Raw genomic sequence first — 16,763 nt, 5'->3', positions numbered from 1 at the left:
GGGCCTAGTGCTCCGCGCCGGCGGAGACCCGCAGGTCCGTCGATGTCCCCGCCGTCGTCGTCGCGATGGCCACGAGCGCAGCCGCCATGTCCTCGACCGGGAGTCCCGGGGCGCCGTTCGCCTCGCCCTGCTCCGTCGAGTACGGGACGTGGACGAAGCCGCCCCTCATCCCACTGCTTCCTGCGAGGCGGTGCATGAGCCCGTAGAAGATGTGGTTGCAGACGTAGGTCCCGGCGGTCTGCGAGACCTCCACCGGGACGCCGAGCGAGGCCACCGCCTCGCGGCACGCCTTGATCGGCAGGGTGGAGAAGTAGGCGGCAGGACCGCCCGGCTCCACCGCCTCATCGACGGGCTGACGGCCCGCGTTGTCCGGGATGCGTGCGTCGTCGACATTGATGGCGACACGCTCGATGGAGACGCGCTCGCGGCCTCCGGCCTGCCCCACGCAGAGGACGATGTCCGGCCGGTGGCGGTCCATCGCCTCCGCCAACGCATCGACGCTGCGGCCGAAGACGCACGGCACCTCGACGGCGGTCGCGTCCAGACCCTGCTCGCGCAGCAGGGACGTCGCACGCCGGGCGGCGAGCCAGGACGGGTTGGTCGCTTCTCCCCCGAAGGGTTCGAAGCCGGTGAGGAGGATCATTCGACAAGCCTAGGTCAGCCGTCGGATGACAGATTATTAGAACGCATGTTCTAATACTTCCATGCGGTGGGAAGGCCAGAGAGTCACGGAGCAGGACGGCAGCACCGTTGCGGAACCGAGCCTCCTGCCGCTCGCGGGTCTCGTCCGCACGGTGAGGACCCCGGACTTCGCGGGGATCACCTTCCACGAGGTCGCCGCCAAGTCGGTGCTCAACAAGGTGCCGCCGACATCCTCGATGCCCTTCTCGTGGACGATCAATCCCTTCCGTGGGTGCTCCCACGCCTGTGTCTACTGCTTCGCGCGGAAGACCCACAGCTACCTGAACCTGGACACCGGGCTCGATTTCGACGCGCAGCTCGTCGTGAAGATCAACGCCGCGGAGGTGCTGGCCCGCGAACTCGCCAGGCCCTCGTGGAACCGCGACCATGTGGCCCTCGGGACGAACACGGATCCGTACCAGCGCGCGGAGGGCCGGTACCGTCTGATGCCCGGGATCATCTCCGCCCTCGCCGAGTCGGGGACCCCGTTCTCCATCCTCACCAAGGGCACGCTCCTGGCCCGGGACATCCCCCTCCTCGCGGCGGCGTCGCACGCGGTGTCCATCGGTGTGGGTATCTCGCTCGCGCTGATGGACCCGGTCCTCGCGGAGTCGATCGAGCCGGGCACCCCCGCTCCGAAGGCGCGTCTTGCGCTGATCTCGCGGCTGCGCGACGCCGGACTGCCCTGCGGGGTGATGGCCATGCCGATCCTGCCGTGGCTCACCGACGGCGACGAGTCCCTCGACCAGCTGTTCGGGGCGCTCGCCGCCGCCGGTGCGACCGGGGTCAGCGCGGGCCCCCTCTACTTGAGACCCGGGTCGCGGGAGTGGTTCATGCAGTGGCTCTCAGCGCATCACCCCCGCCTCGTGTCACGGTACGAGGGCCTGTACAGCAGCGGGAGCTATGCGTCGAAGGAGTACCGCGACTGGCTGTCGGGACGGATCCGCGTCTTCAGGCGGAAGCATGGCCTTACAGCGGGCGCCGGGTTCTTCCGGAACCTGACGCCGACCGGGTCCCCCGCACCAGCCACTCCCGGCGCTCCCGGCGCTCCCGGCAGGCAAGCACCGTCCGACGCACGGACGCCCGCTCCGGTTCAGGCGGCGCTCTTCTGACCAGTGGTCGGGTCAGCCGGTCACCGAGCGCACCACTCGTGCCGGAGAACCGACGACGACGGCGTTCTCCGGCACGTCCTTCGTCACGACGGCAGCCGCTGCGACGACCGCGTTGTCCCCGATGGTGACCCCGGGAAGGATGATCGCGTTCGAGCCGACCCAGACGTTCCGGCCGATGACGATCGGGGCGGGGATCATGTCGGCGCGCCTGCCGGGGTCGAGGTCGTGGTTGAGGGTTGCCATCACCACGTTGTGCCCGATCAGGCAGTCGTCCCCGATGACCACCCCGCCCTGGTCCTGCAGCTTGCATCCGGCGTTGATGAAGATGCGTCGCCCCAGGGTGATGTTCCGGCCGAACTCCGAGTAGAACGGCGGGAACACCGTCACGGTCTCGTCGACCGGCCTGCCGGTCAGCTCGGACAGCAGCACCCGGACGCGCGCCGGGTCCTTGTACCCGTTGTTGAGTTCGCCCGTGATCCGCAGGGCGTCCTGGCTCACGGCGTGCATCACCTCGTGCAGAGGCGAGTCGCCGGTGATGGTCTCCCCGGCATCCAGTGCGGCGAGTAGGTCATCGAGTTCCATGTTCTCTCCTTCGGCAGGTCAGGGTCTCCGGCGTCGGATCGAACCGTCGACGTCCGGCAGCAGGCTCAGGACGTCCGGCGTGCAGCCGCCTGGGCTCGCAACGCGGCGAGGATCGGACGGTCTGCCGGGATCCACTGCAGTGCTTCCAGCTCGTGGGAGGGGTCCAGGAGGACCCACCGCACCTCGTCGTGGTCCTGGAGGGGCGCAGGCTCGCCGTCCGCGACCTCGGCAAGCCAGACGCGCATCGCAGCCGCGGGATTGAGCTGCCACCCCTGCTGACCCGGCCCCTCGATCTCGGAGCCCAGGACGGCGCGGACGCCCAGTTCCTCCTCGAGCTCCCGCAGGAGCGCCGCCTCGCAGGTCTCCCCCGGCTCCACCTTGCCGCCCGGGAACTCCCACATCCCGGCGAATTCGGGCGGCGCCGTCCGCCGGGCCACGAGGAGTCGGGTCGGCTGCACGAGGGAGTCCACGACGGCGGCTCCCACGATCTGACGGAGCGGATCCGTTGCTGGTTGCGTCACCCGGGAAGTCTATCGAGTGCGCTCAGCTCTCCTCGGGCGAGGCCAGGCCGTCGCCCGTCGGCGCCGTCCGGCGTTCGGGGTCGTCCCCGCGCCGGTATTCACCATGTGGGCCTAGTCCGGGCACCTGCTGGCCGGCGTTGAGTTCCATCGAGGTGTAGGACTCGTCGGAGAAGTCTGCAGCGCTCTCGGACGCGGGCTCTGCAGGCAGGTTGATGTCCTCGCGAAGGTGCTCGCTGTGGGGTAATTGGGAGGGGTGCGGTGTCCAGCTCATCCCCCGATCACATCATCAGGGCGCGGGATCGGCCAGCTGAGGTCGACGGCACCGCGGGGCTTGACGAGCGGCGCCGATCGGTCTCGGGAGCGGCCCATCCCGCACGTTCCAGCATGCAGGGTCCGTCATGGCCTGCCCCGACCCAGGAGACCGGCGAATGAGCGTGACGCAGGACGAGCGGCGGCCTCATGCTGATCCGTGATGCCGCCGCGGGGGAGGTTGGTCACGCGGACCACCTCGGAGACGACGTCCCGGAGATCGCCCCTCCTCGACAGTGCTGCACGCTGGCGGCGCGCTCCGGTTCCGCGGGCGAGGAGCTGGCGCAGCAGGGACTCGGCGATCTCGGCGTCTCCCTGGTCCCTGAGGACAGGGCGCAGGCGCTGCAGGAGGGCGAGCGCGACGTCGCCTGCATCCTGCGGAGTGGCCGTCACCGGATGCAGGAGCCGTCCGTCCATGCCGAAGCGGCCCGCCCGCCACGAAGCCACCCTGACGGTCGCGGTGGGTATCTCGAGCGGCGGCACGCCGGCGTGCCACTCGCGTGCGGCGGTCTCGACGAGTCCCCGGGTCAGGAGCGCGATCAGGACGGCGTCGTCGGAGTACAGGCACACGTCGCTCACGCGCACCTCGACCGTAAGGTCCTGGTGGTTCAGGCGGGCGTCGAAGGGGATCTGCCCGAGATCCACGGGTACAGCGGCCTCGAGGAGGCCCTCGACCGTTGCGTGGTACCGCTCCGCGGTTCCGAAGAGATCGCATGGACCCGCCATGGGCCAACGCCGCCGGGCCTGGGACCGGTAGCTGGCGTACCCCGTGTCCGCTCCGTCCCAGTACGGCGAGTTGGTCGACAGTGCCAGGAGGACCGGCAGCCACGGGCGGATGCGGTCGAGGACCGTTACACCTTCGTCGTCGTCCTCGACAGCCACATGGACGTGGCACCCGCAGGTCACCTGGTCGCCGGCAGTCAGGGCGAAGCGCTCGTGTGTCCCGTCGTGCCTGCTGGCGGGAGGGGCGAGCGGGAGGACCGGCTGCGGGGACACCGCGAGGGCGGCAGCCCGTGCACCCACCCGGAGGGCCGTCTCGTCGGCGAGCGTGCGGCACCTCGCGAGGTCGAGGGCGAGGTCGTTGACATCCCGGTGCGGTCGGGTGGCTGTCTCGAGCCGCTCCTGCGTGACCTCGCACGTCAGCCGATCGTCGAAGCTCTGCTCGACGACCTGCCGGCCGACAGGCCTCGGCTCTCCCGTCACCGCGTCGACGAGAAGAAACTCTTCCTCGACGCCGAAGGTCCTCATGGCTTCATACCCGAAGGTGAAGCGGATTGCGTCCGGGCGCGTCGCGCGAGGACCTCTGCGGGTATCTGCATGTCGAACTCCTGAGCAGGAAGACGTGTCAGGGCCTCTGCTCACCCACGATTCCGTCAGCGATCGTAAGTCTGCTGATGTCCGGGCGGCAAACCCGTCGTGACGCACGTTTCCCTTGCATTTCCCGACCTCGGAGCCCTCGCCTAGGCTTGAGGGGGAACGACGACGTCACCTGTCGCCGTTCCGCCCGGCGGTCATCCCGTCCCGGGCATCCGGCGACCGGGCCGACCGCTCCCGACAGACTCCCGCCGCTAGGACACCCATGACTGACACCCCCGCCCAAGGACCACCCTCCCAACGCTTGTCAGGCCGCCGGTTGAATCTCGCCATCGCGGCGCTGGCGGTGGGCGGCTTCGCCATCGGTACCACCGAGTTCACCATCATGGGACTCCTCGAGCAGATGCGCGCGGATCTCGGCGTCGACTACGCCCAGGGAGGGCACGTCATCTCGGCCTACGCGCTCGGTGTCGTGATCGGTGCGCCGGTGCTCGCGACCATCGGGGCGAAGAAGCCGCAGCGCACCGTGGCACTGGCCCTGATGCTGGTCATCACGCTCGCCAACCTCTCGTCCTACTTCGCCTCCGGCTTCGGCTGGATGCTCGCGTCACGCTTCCTGTCCGGCCTGCCGCACGGCGCGTACTTCGGCGTCGCGGCCGTCATCGCCGCGACACTGGCCGATCCGGCGAAACGGGGCCGTGCGATCGCCATGGTGATGCTGGGACTCAGCATCGCGAATGTCGTCGGCGTACCGTTCGCGACGTGGCTCGGACAACAGTTCGGGTGGCGCACCATGTTCCTGCTCGTGGGCCTCATCGGCATCGCGACGCTGGTCTCCATCCGCGCCTTCGTACCCGACATCCCCGTCCGGCCGGGCGCGAGTATCCGCACCGAGCTGGGCGCGCTCCGCCGTCCGCAACTGTGGATGACCCTGCTCATCGGGATCGTCGGCTTCGGCGGCTTCTTCGCCGTCTACTCGTACATCTCGCCGATCATGACCGAGGTGGCAGGACTGGAGTCCGCGCTCCTGCCGCTCGTCGTCGCGTTGTACGGCCTGGGGATGGTCGCCGGCAATATCCTGGGCGGCCGGCTCGCCGATCGGTCCATCATGGGCAGCATCTACGGCGTCATGGCGAGTATCACGATCGTCCTCCTGCTGTTCCCCATGGCCGCCACCGCCCCCTGGTCCGCCTGCCTCTTCGTCTTCCTCGTGGGGACGAGTGGCTCGACGCTCATCCCGCCGCTGCAGGCACGGCTCCTCGATGTCTCACCCGGGGCTCCCTCGCTCGCCTCATCGATGAACCACTCGGCGCTGAATACGGCCAATGCCCTCGGCGCAGCGGTCGGCGGAGCCGTCATCACGGCCGGCTGGGGTTTCACCTCACCGGCCCTCGTCGGCGCCGGCCTGGCGGTCCTCGGCCTCGGCGTCGCCCTCCTGAGCGGCCGCATCGATCGACGGGACACTCCGGCGCCTGACGGTGGATCGAACGGGCGGTCCGAGGCACCAGCGACAGCCGGGACACCCGGTGCGGTGTCGAGCGCGGAGGGCGTCCGCGTCCCCTGACGAGTGGGGCGGCCCGAGTCGCTGCCGTGGGCATCCCTCCGGCCGGCATGGTGGACGCGCGGGTGGGAGTCCGGCGTCCATCCCGCCGGCCCCGGTCACCCTCAGCGTTGTGCGCGCGCCGAGGCGTAGAGGCACACCGTCGCAGCCGTGCCGACATTGAGGCTCTCGGCCCGACCGTAGATGGGGACGGCGACACGGGCGTCGGCGGCAGCGGAGACCTCCTGGGCCAGACCCTGCGCCTCGTTGCCGAACAGCCAGGCCGCGGGCTGCTCAAGGCGCACCTCGGGCCCCTTCGTCGGGATCGCGTCGGGCCCGGCCGTCGACATGCTTGCCCCTGGGTCGACGTCCGGCCGCGCGGTACGCGCGGGCCCACGCCTGGCGGCACTGGCGTCCTGCAGATCGTCGAGGCTCGTGCTCCCGTATCCGTCGGCGGCGAGGACGGCCAGTCCGGCGGCGCGCAGTCGCTCGGCCAGCCCGTCGAGCTCTGCGCCGATCACCAGCGGGAGGTGGAAGAGGGATCCGACCGTGGAGCGGACCGTCTTCGGGTTGTAGGGATCGACGCTCGCGCCGGTGAGGATGACGGCATCGGCCCCTGCGGAGTCTGCTGCGCGGATGATCGTGCCGGCGTTCCCGGGATCCCGTACCTCGACCAGCACGGCGACGAGGCGCGGGCGCGCCGCCAGGACGTCGTCGAGGGAACTGTCGACGAAGCGGCAGACCGCGATGAAACCCTGGGGTGTCACGGTCGAGGACATCGCCGCCAGCACGTCGGGGCTGACCAGCCGCACCGTCGGCGTGTCGTCGGAGGCCAGGAGTGCAGCGACGTCAGGATGCCGCTCGAGCGCGTCGGCGGTCGCATAGACGTCGACCACCACCCCGGAGGCGCCGTCGTCGTTCCGCTGCTGGTGCAGCCGGAGGGCCTCACGGACGGCCTGTGGCCCCTCGGCGAGGAACTCCCGCCGCTTTAACCGCGACGGACGCCCGGCCAGACGTGCCACCTCCTTCACCCGATCAGCGTGGGTGTTGATCATCAGTGGCGCCTGGGGGCGTCCGTTCACAGTCATCGTGGACCGGGTGCGCGGGCCTGGCCCGCGGCAGCCGATGTGCCTAGGCCGAGGCCTTCAGCGGAGCCGACGTGTCGGCCGGCAGGGCGTTCTTGGCGATCTGGACGAGCGCGGCGAACGCGGCTCCGTCGGTGACCGCGAGATCGGCGAGCATACGGCGGTCGACCTGGATCTCGGCGGCCTTGAGGCCCTGGATCAGGCGGTTGTAGGTCAGGCCGTTGGCGCGGGACGCAGCGTTGATGCGCTGGATCCACAGGCGACGGAAGTCACCCTTGCGCTTGCGGCGGTCGCCGTAGCTGTAGACGAACGAGTGGAGCAGCTGCTCCTTGGCCTTGCGGTACAGGCGCGAGCGCTGTCCACGGTAGCCCTTGGCGCGTTCGAGGATGACGCGACGCTTCTTGTGGGCATTGACTGCCCGCTTCACACGTGCCACGTGTGTACTCCTTTGCTTCTTCGGTCACGGCCGCAGCCGCAGCGCGGCACCTGGGGTGCCCGTGCTTTCCCGAGGGGGTGGATTGGTGGTTAGATGCCCAGCATCTTCTTGATGACCTTGGTGTCGGCCTTCGAGACGATCTGGTCGCTCGCGAGTCGACGCGTCAGGGTCGAGGACTTGTGCTCGAGGTAGTGACGGCGGTTCGCCTGCTGGCGCTTCAGCTTTCCGCTACCGGTCAGCTTGAAGCGCTTCTTGGCTCCGCTGTGGGTCTTCATCTTCGGCATGGGAACCGATCTCCTTCTCGTAGCCGGGGCGGATGCACCCGGAGGTCGGCACCCGAGGGTGCCTGCTGGTTGTCGAACGTACCCGGGGGAACGGGGGCCGGGGCCCTTAGTCCGTGCTTCCGGGCTTGGGACGGCTGGTCGGGCTCTTGGGAGGAGCCGTCCGGCCGGCAGGCTTGGGGGTCGCCGAAGGCTTCGGCGCACCCGGCTTGGGCATGGCGGACGGCTTTGCAGCCGCCGCCGGCTTGGGTGCCGCCGCAGGCGACGGCGCCGGAGCCGTGGCAGGCCTCGGGGCGGCGGGAGCTGCAGACGCCGGCCGCGGCGTCGTGGATGCGGTCCGCGGTGCGGAGGATGCCGGCCGCGACGCGGATGAGGCAGGGCGCGACGATGCGGGGCGCTCGGTCGAGGTACGGGCCGGCGCAGACCGCGGTGCCGACGTCGAGCGCGCAGGAGCGGCCTTCGGTGCAGCAGCCTTCGGCGCTTCCGTCGTCGGCTCCTCACGTCCCGTCGCTTCGACCGCAGGAGCATCGGCAGTCGTCGACGCCGTCTCCGGCACCACCTCGACAACCGGGGCGGCGGGAGCCTCGGGCTCCGTGTTGACGGTGTACCCCTCCGGCAGGAGATCGGCGAGCGACTGCGTGAACGGTGCGTTGTCGCTACCCGAGGTGTCGACGCGGCCGGTATCGACACCGGACTTCGCAGCCTCGTTGGCGGCCTTCGCCTCGGCGCGCTGCGTGGCGCGACGGGCTTCGGCCTTCGCTTCGGCCTTGTTCTTCGTCGGGCCGATGACCATGACCATGTTGCGTCCGTCGATCCGCGGTGACGACTCGACCACGCCGACCTCCGCCACGTCCTCCGCGAACTTCTGGAGCAGGCGGATACCCATCTCGGGCCGCTGCTGCTCACGTCCGCGGAACTGGATCATGGCCTTGACCTTGTCGCCGGCTCCGAGGAAGCGGATGGCGTGGCCACGCTTGGTCTCGTAGTCGTGCGTATCGATCTTCAGGCGGAACCGGATCTCCTTGAGGACCGTATTGGTCTGGTTCTTCCGCGCCTCGCGGGCCTTGACGGCCGCTTCGTACTTGTACTTACCAAAATCCATGAGCTTGGCCACCGGAGGCTTTGCCTGCGGTGCTACCTCGACCAGATCCAGGTCGGACTCGGCGGCAAGTCGGAGTGCGTCCTCGATACGGACGATTCCTACCTGTTCGCCGGCAGGTCCAACCAACCGCACCTCGGGGACGCGGATACGATCATTGATTCTCGGCTCGCTAATGTGTGACTCCTGTAGGTGCTCTAACCGAAACCGCCTGCAGACGGAAGAAGGCCTCCCATTGCATGCGCAATCGAAGGCCTCGGAAACCGGTACCGGATGACCGGAGGAAGCGTGAGCTTCCTGCACGTCCATCATCAGGACCGACCAGGGGACCCGGCTACCTGCAATGCTGCCGAAGGCTGCACCAGGCAAACGCGGGTGGGAGAGGACTCCGCTTGCAGACCGGCCAGCTTCAGCGCGCTCCTTACGGAGCACAGCGAGTAACGATGACCGGTTGGTCTATGCCAAGCTTACCAGTATGAACACGCCACACGACAATCCGCCGCACTCCCCCGATACCGACGCCGCGGCCCCCACCCGGCGTAGCTTCACGGAGGAGAACCAGCATCCCCTGGACGGCGGCACGGACGGTCACGGTGACGGGCACGACCGTGGTCCCGCGGACGGTCCGGGCGATGCCGAGCAGGACGTCCGGCGCCAGATGCGCGACATCTCCGAGGTGGCGGCCGTGGAGGTCATCGTCACGTCGGCCGTGCACCTCATGAGCGCGGCGGCGGTGAAATGCGGTCTCGGGCACGAGGAGAACGCGGAGCAGCTCAAGGATCTCGACGAGGCCCGCAAGCTCATCACCGCTCTCGCCGGATTCGTCACCGCTGCCGCGCCGGAGATCGGTTCCCAGCACGCCGGACCGTTGCGTGACGGTCTGCGATCCCTCCAGCTCGCCTTCCGCGAGGCGTCGATCATCCCCGATCCGCCGGGGCAGGGCCCGGGCGAGAAGTACACCGGTCCGGTCAACTGACGCATCGCGCCGCCCGCGAGACCTGGCACGACGAGGGCCCGCACCGTTCGGTCGGTGCGGGCCCTCGTCGTGTCCGGCGGATACCCGGGCCGCTGCTCGATCCGTGCGTCCAGCCGCCCGGGTCCTACCGGCCGGCGTGCGCCGACTCCGCCGTGGCCGGACGGCGGGCCAGGTCGCTGACCGAGAACCCGACGACGCCGATCAGCGAGGACACGATGCCGACGGCGATGAATCCGCCCCAGGGGCCCGTGGCGTCGATCAGCAGACCGGCGACGGGAGCTCCGAGCGCGACGCCCGACGTCAGTGCGGACCCGTACCACCCCATCGCCTCCCCCCTCCGGTCCTCGGCGACGAGGTCCGCGACCTTCTCCGATGCAGCCGACAGGACCGGCGCACACAGCAGGCCGGCGGGGATGGAGAGGAGCGCGAGTTCCAGGGTCGAGTCCGCGAAGGCCAGGGGCAGGGTCAGGAGCGCCATGCCGAGCAGGAGGAGGGATGGCGGTACGGGTCGGTGGAGCGCTCCGTAGAGGAGTCCGCCCATCACGGAGGCGGCACACCACGCGACGAATACGAGGCCGAGTTCGCCTTCGTCGCCGGACAGCTCGAGCGCGGCCACGATCCCCACCTCGGTCCCCGAGAGCACGAGCCCGGCACCTGCTGCGACCACCATGACGATCAGGAGCGGGAAGGTCAGCCAGGGCAGCGCGCGGCGCACGCCCCTGCGGAGGAGCGAGGCTCTGGCTCCCGGCGACGCTCCGGTGTCCCGGGTGCCGATGAGATCGGCTGCAGCCTCTCCGACGCCGGACGGCGCGGCAGCGGGCACCGTGGCGGCGTCCGGCAGCTGCTCGGACCGCGTCGGCGGATTGAACCACATGAGGAACAGGCCGGCGGACGCGGTGGCGATCCCGATCAGCGTCAGCCCGAGGACCGTCGAGACCTGCGTCGCGAGGACGACGCCGACGGCCGGTCCCGCCATGAAGACGACCTCCGTCGAGATCGCGTCGAGCGTGAAGGCGGTCCGGCGCCGGTCCCCCTCGACCAGCACGCCCAGCGCCTGCCGGATCACGGAGAACGCCGGAAGCGTGAACAGCCCGCCGACGAGCGCGGCGACTAGGAGCCAGGGATAGGGCAGGTGCGGCGCGACGGACCAGATGACCGCCTCGGCGACGACTGAGGGGATCAGCGCGCGGCGCAGACCCGCACTGTCGATACGGCGTCCGCGCCAGGGCGCTCCGACGGCGATCCCGATGGTGACGACGGCGGCGACAGCGCCGGCTTCCGCATAGCCTCGATCGAGGGTCTGCACCACGTGGAGGGTCAGCAGCACACCGGCCGCGGAGTGCGGGAACCGGGCGACCATGCCGACGATCAGCAGGGTACGGACGGAGCGGATGCGCAGCAGGTCCCGGTATACGGCGAAGTTCACAAGTCGTCTTCCTGGCCGACGCTCCCGTCAGCCCATGAGTTTGATGTCGAGCGAGTCGACCCGTTCCACGAAATCCGGGAGACCCAGAAGGGTGGACCTGAGGGCGGTGACGGCCTCGCGGACGCCCTCGGCGGGCAGTCCCGGTCGTAGCCGCACGTCCATCCGGAGTTCGGGGCCGGGCCCGCCTCCGGAGGCAATGCTACCGTCGGCAGCCCGGCTGAGGACGCCTGCGGCGGGCCGGAGAGCCACCGACAGGATCTCCTCCTGCCCGGCGGCGGCGGTCTCCACGAGCGTCACCAGTGCAGGGTCCTCGTAGGACGGCGTCCAGGCGACCTGCTGCGCCAGCGCCCACACCGCTGGGCGGCGGACGACGACGGTCAGTGCGGCGCCGGGATCGAGCACCAGGAGTTCGGCGCCGTCGGCGGCCGCCGCGAGGGCGGCCCTGGAGGCATAGGCCGCGACGGGCCGTGCCTCCGGATGCCAGCGCTCGAGGGCCCCGGTGGAGGAGAAGACCGGCAGCGCCTTCCGGCCGTCGGGCGCCGTGAGCGTCACGAGCGCCATGTCGGCCTCCTTGTCGGAGTGCAGAGCGCCCTGTGGTCCCGCAGCACCGGCCGCACCATCGGCTTCCCCCGCGACGGTGAGCTGCGCGACGATCGGGATGAAGACGCGCGCCGTGGCGAGTGCTGCGAGGACCCGGCGCTCACCCGGACCCGGCTGGTCCACCGGCCCGTCCGTCGCCGCCGGACCCCCGAGCAGGCCGGCCACGGCCGCGGCCAGACCTGGATCGGCGGACCCGTCGTCGTCGTCGAACGCGTGGAGTGGGTTGTCAGGGCCGGACAGGTCCCGTCCGGCCCATGGACGGCCCGCGGAGTCCGCGGTGTTCCCGCCCTCGGCGCCGTGCTGACGGCCGGCGAGGGCCGCGGCGATATGTGCGGGGAGGCGCCTGGCCGTCACGCGTCCGCGCCGGGCATTCCCGCCACGTCGAGGGCCTGCGGGAGCGTGAAGGCACCGGCGTAGAGCGCCTTCCCGACGATCGCGCCCTCCAGGCCGTGCGGCACGAGGTCCCGCAGTGCGGCGATGTCATCGAGGCTCGAGATGCCACCGGAGGCGACGACGGGTCGCGTGGTCCGGGCGAGGACCTGCTGGAGGAGTTCGAGATTCGGTCCGCGCAGGGTTCCGTCCTTCGTCACGTCGGTGACCACGTAGCGGGCACAGCCGGCATCCTCGAGCCGCTGCAGCACCTCCCACAGGTCACCACCCTCCTCGGTCCAGCCGCGGGCCGCGAGCGTGGTGCCGCGGACATCGAGGCCCACGGCGACGGCGTCGCCGTACCGCGCGATGGCGAGTTGGGTCCACTCGGGATTCTCGAGCGCTGCGGTGCCCAGATTGACGCGCGTCGCGCCCAGTTCCAGCGCGGCATCCAGCGAGACGTCGTCCCGGATACCGCCCGAGAGCTCCACCTTGATGTCGAGGTTGCGGACCACGCGTTCGAGGAGGTCCTTGTTCGAACCGCGCCCGAAAGCAGCGTCCAGGTCGACCAGGTGCACCCACTCGGCGCCCGCCTCCTGCCAGGCGAGGGCGGCGTCGAGCGGATCGCCGTAGCTGGTCTCGCTACCGGCTTCGCCCTGCACGAGGCGCACGGCCTGGCCGTCGGCGACGTCGACGGCCGGAAGGAGTTCGAGCGTGGGTGATTCGGTGAAGGGGCTCATGGGTGCGGTGTCTGCTTTCGTCGGTACGGGAGGACGCGGGGGGCGATGGACGGGTGCCCGGTCAGTCGCCGGGAAGGGTGAAGAGGTAGGCAGCGACGAGCGAGAGGCCCGCCAGGACGAGGAAGGCGATCCAGACCCATCGGGGGAAATCCTGCCCCCGGAGCGAGAAGGCACCACCGATCAGGAGGCCGGCCACCCCCATCAGCACGAGGCTCAGCACGCGGTCACCGCAGGCCGTCGATCCAGTTCCGCAGGAGGTGCGCCCCTGCGTCACCCGACTTCTCGGGGTGGAACTGGGTGGCGCTGAGGGGTCCGTTCTCGACGGCGGCGATGAACGGACCACCGTGGTTCGACCACGTGACCTGGGGAGGCTTCATGGCGGGCTGCGTCACGTCGAAGGACCAGTCCTGCACGCCGTAGGAGTGGACGAAGTAGAAGCGCTCGTCGCGGATGCCGTCGAACAGGACGGTGTCCTCCGGCGCCTGGACGGTGTTCCATCCCATGTGCGGGACCACGTCGGCCTTGAGCCGCTCGACGACTCCGGGCCACTCGGCCATCCCGGGCGTCCGGACACCGTGCTCCACCCCTTCGTCGAACAGGACCTGGAGCCCGACGCAGATGCCGAGTACCGGCCGGCCTCCGGCGACCCGGCGGCCGATCATGCGCAGGGCATCGACGTCCTTCAGGCCCTTCATCACGGCCTGGAACGCGCCCACCCCGGGCACCAGCAGCCCGTCGGCCTTCAGGACGTCGTCCGGCTTGGCGCTGAGGAGGACCTCCGCGCCCACGTGCTCGAGGGCACGCACCACCGAACGGACGTTGCCGGAGCCGTAGTCCAGGACGGTGATGGTCCGCGCACTCACAGGGCCCCCTTGGTGGACGGGATGCCCTCGACCCGCGGGTCGGGCTCGACGGCGGCGCGGAGCGCCCGGGCAAGGGCCTTGAACTGTGCTTCGACGATGTGGTGGGGATCCCGGCCGGCGATCACCGTGACGTGGAGGCAGATCCGGGCGTGCAGCGCTATCGCCTCCAGCACGTGGCGCGTCAGCGATCCCGTGAAGTGCCCGCCGATCAGGTGGTACTCCTGGCCCGCGGGCTCTCCGCCGTGCACGAGGAAGGGGCGGCCGGAGATGTCCACGACGGCGTTCGCCAGCGCCTCGTCGAGCGGTACGGTCGCCTCGCCGAAGCGGCGGATCCCGGCTTTGTCACCGAGCGCGACGAGCAGGGCCTCGCCGATCGCGATGGCGGTGTCCTCCACGGTGTGGTGCACGTCGATGTGCGTGTCGCCGGACGACCGGATGGTGAGATCGATGAGTGAGTGCTTCGACAGCGCCGTCAGCATGTGGTCGAAGAACGGGACCGTCGTGTCGATGGTGGACACGCCGGTGCCATCCAGGTCCAGTTCCACGAGCACGCTGGACTCACTGGTGACGCGCTCGATCCGGGCCGTGCGGCCGCGGGGGGCATCTGCAGTCATGTCATTCCTTCTGTGCGCTGCCGGGCTTCCGGGCGCTGGTCGGCGAATCAGGCGCAGGGGCGGCCCGGCTCCGCCCACTGGACGGGTGCCGCGATCCTGCCCCTCAAGTCTAGGAGAACAGGCGGGGCCGCGAAGCCCTACAGGAGGTTCTTCAGCGCCGAGAGGAAGAGGGTCGTCTCCTCCTCGGTCCCGGCCGTCACCCGCAGCGACCCCGGTATGCCGACGTCACGGATCAGCACCCCGGCGGCCAGCAGGCCTTCCCAGACACGGTGCGGGTCCTCGAGGCCCGTGAAGAAGACGAAGTTCGCGTCGGACGGCGCCGGCGTCAGCCCGAGCCGCTGCAGTTCCACCACGATCCGGTCCCGCTGCACCTTGATCGCCTCGACGTTGGACAGCAGCGTGGCGGCGTGGGTCAGGGCCGCATTGGCCGCCGCCTGCGTGATCGCGGAGAGGTGGTACGGGAGGCGCACCAGGCGGAGGGCGTCGGTGATCTCCGGTGCGGCGGCGAGGTAACCGATCCTGGCCCCGGCCAGGGCGAACGCCTTGCTCATGGTCCGCGAGACGAGCAACCGGGGCCGACCGGGCAGCAGGGTCAGGGCGCTGGCCGTCCCCTCCTGGGCGAACTCGCCGTAGGCCTCGTCCACGATCACGATCGCCCGGGAATCCTTCCCTGCCTCGTAGACCGCCTCGACGACCTCCAGTCCGAGCGCCGTCCCGGTCGGGTTGTTCGGGGAGCAGAGGAACACGATGTTGGCGCCGGAGTCCCGGACGGCCCGCGCCGTGGCGTCGGGCGTCATGGTGTAGGCCGCGTCGCGTGGTGCGGTGACGTACCGCGTTCCGGTCCCGCTGGCCAGCAGCGGATACATCGAATAGGTGGGAGGAAAGCCGATCGCCGTCCGCCCCGGCCCACCGAATGCCTGGAGGATCTGCTGCAGCACCTCGTTGGAACCGTTGGCCGCCCAGAGCTGGTCCGGCGTGAGCCCGTGGCCGAGGTAGCGGGCGAGGTTCGTCCGCAGCTCGGTGAACTCGCGGTCCGGGTATCGGTTCAACCCCTGCGCGGCCGCATCCACGGCGGCGACGATAGCCGCATGCACGTCGGCCGGAACACCGAAGGTGTTCTCGTTCACGTTCAGGAGGACCGGAACATCGAGTTGTGGCGCGCCGTACGGGTGCAGCCCCACGAGATCGTCACGGAGGGGCAGGTTCGCTAGGGCGTCGACGGTTGAAGGCACCTGCCCAGTTTAAGCGACGGCTTCTCCACCGACGAATGCGACGGGACCCCGTCAGGAGCATCGGACCTTCGGGCCGGCACATCCGCGGGAATCCGGAAGAAGCGATTCAGCCCCGCGACGGGATGGAGAGGCTCTGACCCGCGTGGATCACTGACGTGCCCAGATTGTTCAGCTCCACCATCTCGCCGACGACCTGACGTGTGTCACGCTCCGGCGCGTACTGGACGGCCAGGTCCCAGAGTGTCTCGCCCGCCGCGACATCGACTTGGACCACGGCTGACGGCGCAGGAGCGTCCACCCCGGCCTGCGCCTGTGATGTGAGGAACGCTCCGAGGAGGACCAGCGCCGCGACACCGAGGGCGATGGGCAGGCCCACCAGCAGCAGGCGTCCGCGCCTCGTCAGTGTGAGCGGCCGTGCTGCCGGTGGCGTGTCGGTGACGGTGCCTTCGGAACCCGAGAAGCCCGTAGTCCGCTGCGTGGACGTACGGACCCGGGAAGGATCGGCGTCGAGAGTCGAGGGAACGACCCGGAGATGGGATGCCGCCCGTGCAGGCGTCAGCGCCCACAGCGCCGTGCTGCCGTGCAGAACTGTTGCTTCAGCCATGTCCATTCCCTCTTTCTTCGAATGTACGGACCCGCCCGATCAGCGTGTTCGAACACACGTTCTAATTCGTCTGGTCCTATTTCTAGCACTCAGCGACGACCGCTGTCGAGACTCGCTCGAACATATGTTTGATAAGTGCCCCGGTCTGTCCTAGCGTGAACGTGACAGGAGAACACCGGTGACGTCGCTGCTTCCGCGTAACGACGGCCCCGATGAACCCAAGACAATCACCCGCCACTGACACAATCGCTTCCGGGACGACCGGAGGCGCGAGGGCGGAACCGACGGGACGGACAGTCCCAGGCGAAAGGCTCACCGTGGCGGAACGAACACCGGCAGCTCGACAGGATTCGAACACCGTTGACGCCCCGACCGACGT

At 69.8% G+C, this 16,763-nt stretch carries 20 protein-coding genes; 3 read left to right on the top strand and 17 right to left on the bottom strand.

The window, feature by feature from the left end; all coding sequences use genetic code 11:
- Window positions 1-4: 4 nt before the first annotated feature.
- Window positions 5-643 carry a pyroglutamyl-peptidase I gene (pcp, locus tag NVV32_RS05645; protein ID WP_422391654.1) on the bottom strand — a complete coding sequence of 213 codons (639 nt, stop codon included), beginning with the start codon at window positions 641-643 and terminating at the stop codon, window positions 5-7.
- A gap of 61 nt (window positions 644-704) precedes the next feature.
- Between pcp and NVV32_RS05640 the strand changes: the two genes are divergently transcribed.
- The gene (locus NVV32_RS05640; protein WP_422391653.1) at window positions 705-1,793 is read left to right on the top strand and encodes an Rv2578c family radical SAM protein; all 1,089 of its coding nucleotides are present in this window, start codon (window positions 705-707) and stop codon (window positions 1,791-1,793) included.
- A gap of 12 nt (window positions 1,794-1,805) precedes the next feature.
- Here NVV32_RS05640 and NVV32_RS05635 read toward each other — a convergent pair whose 3' ends face one another.
- The 4 genes from NVV32_RS05635 to NVV32_RS05620 all read right to left on the bottom strand — a co-directional run bounded on the left by NVV32_RS05635 (window position 1,806) and on the right by NVV32_RS05620 (window position 4,453).
- The gene (locus NVV32_RS05635) at window positions 1,806-2,375 is read right to left on the bottom strand and encodes a DapH/DapD/GlmU-related protein (protein WP_055772438.1); all 570 of its coding nucleotides are present in this window, start codon (window positions 2,373-2,375) and stop codon (window positions 1,806-1,808) included.
- Between the two features lie 65 nt (window positions 2,376-2,440).
- Complete coding sequence (locus tag NVV32_RS05630) at window positions 2,441-2,896, bottom strand: NUDIX domain-containing protein (RefSeq protein WP_422391652.1); 456 nt, start codon at window positions 2,894-2,896, stop codon at window positions 2,441-2,443.
- Window positions 2,897-2,918: 22 nt separating this feature from the next.
- Complete coding sequence (locus NVV32_RS05625) at window positions 2,919-3,167, bottom strand: hypothetical protein (RefSeq protein ID WP_422391651.1); 249 nt, start codon at window positions 3,165-3,167, stop codon at window positions 2,919-2,921.
- A 125-nt stretch (window positions 3,168-3,292) separates the two neighbouring features.
- Window positions 3,293-4,453: a glutamate--cysteine ligase gene (locus tag NVV32_RS05620; protein ID WP_422391650.1), complete on the bottom strand. Its 1,161-nt coding sequence runs from the start codon at window positions 4,451-4,453 to the stop codon at window positions 3,293-3,295.
- 331 nt (window positions 4,454-4,784) lie between these two features.
- On the opposite strand from NVV32_RS05620, the gene NVV32_RS05615 reads away from it, so the two are divergent.
- Window positions 4,785-6,083: an MFS transporter gene (locus NVV32_RS05615; RefSeq protein WP_422391649.1), complete on the top strand. Its 1,299-nt coding sequence runs from the start codon at window positions 4,785-4,787 to the stop codon at window positions 6,081-6,083.
- Window positions 6,084-6,184: 101 nt separating this feature from the next.
- On the opposite strand, the gene NVV32_RS05610 is transcribed toward NVV32_RS05615, so the two are convergent.
- The 4 genes from NVV32_RS05610 to infC all read right to left on the bottom strand — a co-directional run bounded on the left by NVV32_RS05610 (window position 6,185) and on the right by infC (window position 9,095).
- The gene (locus NVV32_RS05610; RefSeq protein WP_422391648.1) at window positions 6,185-7,147 is read right to left on the bottom strand and encodes a TrmH family RNA methyltransferase; all 963 of its coding nucleotides are present in this window, start codon (window positions 7,145-7,147) and stop codon (window positions 6,185-6,187) included.
- Between the two features lie 43 nt (window positions 7,148-7,190).
- Window positions 7,191-7,580, bottom strand: coding sequence for a 50S ribosomal protein L20 (rplT, locus tag NVV32_RS05605; RefSeq protein ID WP_055772447.1), 390 nt, complete (start codon window positions 7,578-7,580; stop codon window positions 7,191-7,193).
- An 89-nt stretch (window positions 7,581-7,669) separates the two neighbouring features.
- On the bottom strand, window positions 7,670-7,864 hold the full coding sequence (rpmI, locus tag NVV32_RS05600) for a 50S ribosomal protein L35 (protein ID WP_055772451.1): 195 nt from the start codon (window positions 7,862-7,864) through the stop codon (window positions 7,670-7,672).
- 106 nt (window positions 7,865-7,970) lie between these two features.
- Complete coding sequence (gene infC, locus NVV32_RS05595; protein ID WP_422391647.1) at window positions 7,971-9,095, bottom strand: translation initiation factor IF-3; 1,125 nt, start codon at window positions 9,093-9,095, stop codon at window positions 7,971-7,973.
- A 340-nt stretch (window positions 9,096-9,435) separates the two neighbouring features.
- On the opposite strand from infC, the gene NVV32_RS05590 reads away from it, so the two are divergent.
- Window positions 9,436-9,936 (top strand): DUF1844 domain-containing protein, encoded by a 501-nt coding sequence (locus tag NVV32_RS05590; RefSeq protein ID WP_321166902.1) that lies wholly within the window; start codon window positions 9,436-9,438, stop codon window positions 9,934-9,936.
- A gap of 124 nt (window positions 9,937-10,060) precedes the next feature.
- Here the strand turns inward: NVV32_RS05590 and NVV32_RS05585 are convergent, their stop codons facing one another.
- The 8 genes from NVV32_RS05585 to NVV32_RS05550 form a co-directional block, all read right to left on the bottom strand.
- Window positions 10,061-11,362: an MFS transporter gene (locus tag NVV32_RS05585; RefSeq protein ID WP_422391646.1), complete on the bottom strand. Its 1,302-nt coding sequence runs from the start codon at window positions 11,360-11,362 to the stop codon at window positions 10,061-10,063.
- A 27-nt stretch (window positions 11,363-11,389) separates the two neighbouring features.
- Window positions 11,390-12,316, bottom strand: a complete 927-nt coding sequence (locus NVV32_RS05580; RefSeq protein WP_422391645.1) for an SseB family protein — start codon at window positions 12,314-12,316, stop codon at window positions 11,390-11,392.
- On the bottom strand, window positions 12,313-13,071 hold the full coding sequence (priA, locus tag NVV32_RS05575; protein WP_055772462.1) for a bifunctional 1-(5-phosphoribosyl)-5-((5-phosphoribosylamino)methylideneamino)imidazole-4-carboxamide isomerase/phosphoribosylanthranilate isomerase PriA: 759 nt from the start codon (window positions 13,069-13,071) through the stop codon (window positions 12,313-12,315). The genes NVV32_RS05580 and priA overlap by 4 nt, the downstream gene beginning before the upstream one ends.
- A 61-nt stretch (window positions 13,072-13,132) precedes the next feature.
- On the bottom strand, window positions 13,133-13,291 hold the full coding sequence (locus NVV32_RS05570; protein WP_200914841.1) for a hypothetical protein: 159 nt from the start codon (window positions 13,289-13,291) through the stop codon (window positions 13,133-13,135).
- A 4-nt stretch (window positions 13,292-13,295) separates the two neighbouring features.
- Window positions 13,296-13,934 (bottom strand): imidazole glycerol phosphate synthase subunit HisH, encoded by a 639-nt coding sequence (hisH, locus tag NVV32_RS05565; RefSeq protein ID WP_422391644.1) that lies wholly within the window; start codon window positions 13,932-13,934, stop codon window positions 13,296-13,298.
- The gene (hisB, locus tag NVV32_RS05560) at window positions 13,931-14,548 is read right to left on the bottom strand and encodes an imidazoleglycerol-phosphate dehydratase HisB (protein WP_422391643.1); all 618 of its coding nucleotides are present in this window, start codon (window positions 14,546-14,548) and stop codon (window positions 13,931-13,933) included. Before hisB ends, hisH begins: the two co-directional genes overlap by 4 nt.
- 137 nt (window positions 14,549-14,685) lie before the next feature.
- Window positions 14,686-15,780, bottom strand: coding sequence for a histidinol-phosphate transaminase (locus NVV32_RS05555; RefSeq protein WP_422391642.1), 1,095 nt, complete (start codon window positions 15,778-15,780; stop codon window positions 14,686-14,688).
- 106 nt (window positions 15,781-15,886) lie between these two features.
- Window positions 15,887-16,384 carry a LysM peptidoglycan-binding domain-containing protein gene (locus NVV32_RS05550; protein WP_422391641.1) on the bottom strand — a complete coding sequence of 166 codons (498 nt, stop codon included), beginning with the start codon at window positions 16,382-16,384 and terminating at the stop codon, window positions 15,887-15,889.
- Window positions 16,385-16,763 lie beyond the last annotated feature (379 nt).

The sequence above is a fragment of the Arthrobacter sp. N1 genome (genome assembly GCF_048288285.1).
In the GTDB taxonomy this organism is placed as follows: domain Bacteria; phylum Actinomycetota; class Actinomycetes; order Actinomycetales; family Micrococcaceae; genus Arthrobacter_D.
Note: the sequence above shows the minus strand (reverse complement) of the source record. Positions and strands in the feature narration are given on the sequence as shown.

What these genes read in the sequence shown, in the direction of transcription:
- pcp (WP_422391654.1), bottom strand. Translation starts at nt 643, where the DNA reads ATGATCCTCCTCACCGGCTTCGAACCCTTCGGGGGAGAAGCGACCAAC.
- NVV32_RS05640 (WP_422391653.1), top strand. Translation starts at nt 705, where the DNA reads ATGCGGTGGGAAGGCCAGAGAGTCACGGAGCAGGACGGCAGCACCGTT.
- NVV32_RS05635 (WP_055772438.1), bottom strand. Translation starts at nt 2,375, where the DNA reads ATGGAACTCGATGACCTACTCGCCGCACTGGATGCCGGGGAGACCATC.
- NVV32_RS05625 (WP_422391651.1), bottom strand. Translation starts at nt 3,167, where the DNA reads ATGAGCTGGACACCGCACCCCTCCCAATTACCCCACAGCGAGCACCTT.
- NVV32_RS05620 (WP_422391650.1), bottom strand. Translation starts at nt 4,453, where the DNA reads ATGAGGACCTTCGGCGTCGAGGAAGAGTTTCTTCTCGTCGACGCGGTG.
- NVV32_RS05615 (WP_422391649.1), top strand. Translation starts at nt 4,785, where the DNA reads ATGACTGACACCCCCGCCCAAGGACCACCCTCCCAACGCTTGTCAGGC.
- NVV32_RS05610 (WP_422391648.1), bottom strand. Translation starts at nt 7,147, where the DNA reads ATGACTGTGAACGGACGCCCCCAGGCGCCACTGATGATCAACACCCAC.
- rpmI (WP_055772451.1), bottom strand. Translation starts at nt 7,864, where the DNA reads ATGCCGAAGATGAAGACCCACAGCGGAGCCAAGAAGCGCTTCAAGCTG.
- NVV32_RS05590 (WP_321166902.1), top strand. Translation starts at nt 9,436, where the DNA reads ATGAACACGCCACACGACAATCCGCCGCACTCCCCCGATACCGACGCC.
- priA (WP_055772462.1), bottom strand. Translation starts at nt 13,071, where the DNA reads ATGAGCCCCTTCACCGAATCACCCACGCTCGAACTCCTTCCGGCCGTC.
- hisB (WP_422391643.1), bottom strand. Translation starts at nt 14,548, where the DNA reads ATGACTGCAGATGCCCCCCGCGGCCGCACGGCCCGGATCGAGCGCGTC.
- NVV32_RS05550 (WP_422391641.1), bottom strand. Translation starts at nt 16,384, where the DNA reads ATGGCTGAAGCAACAGTTCTGCACGGCAGCACGGCGCTGTGGGCGCTG.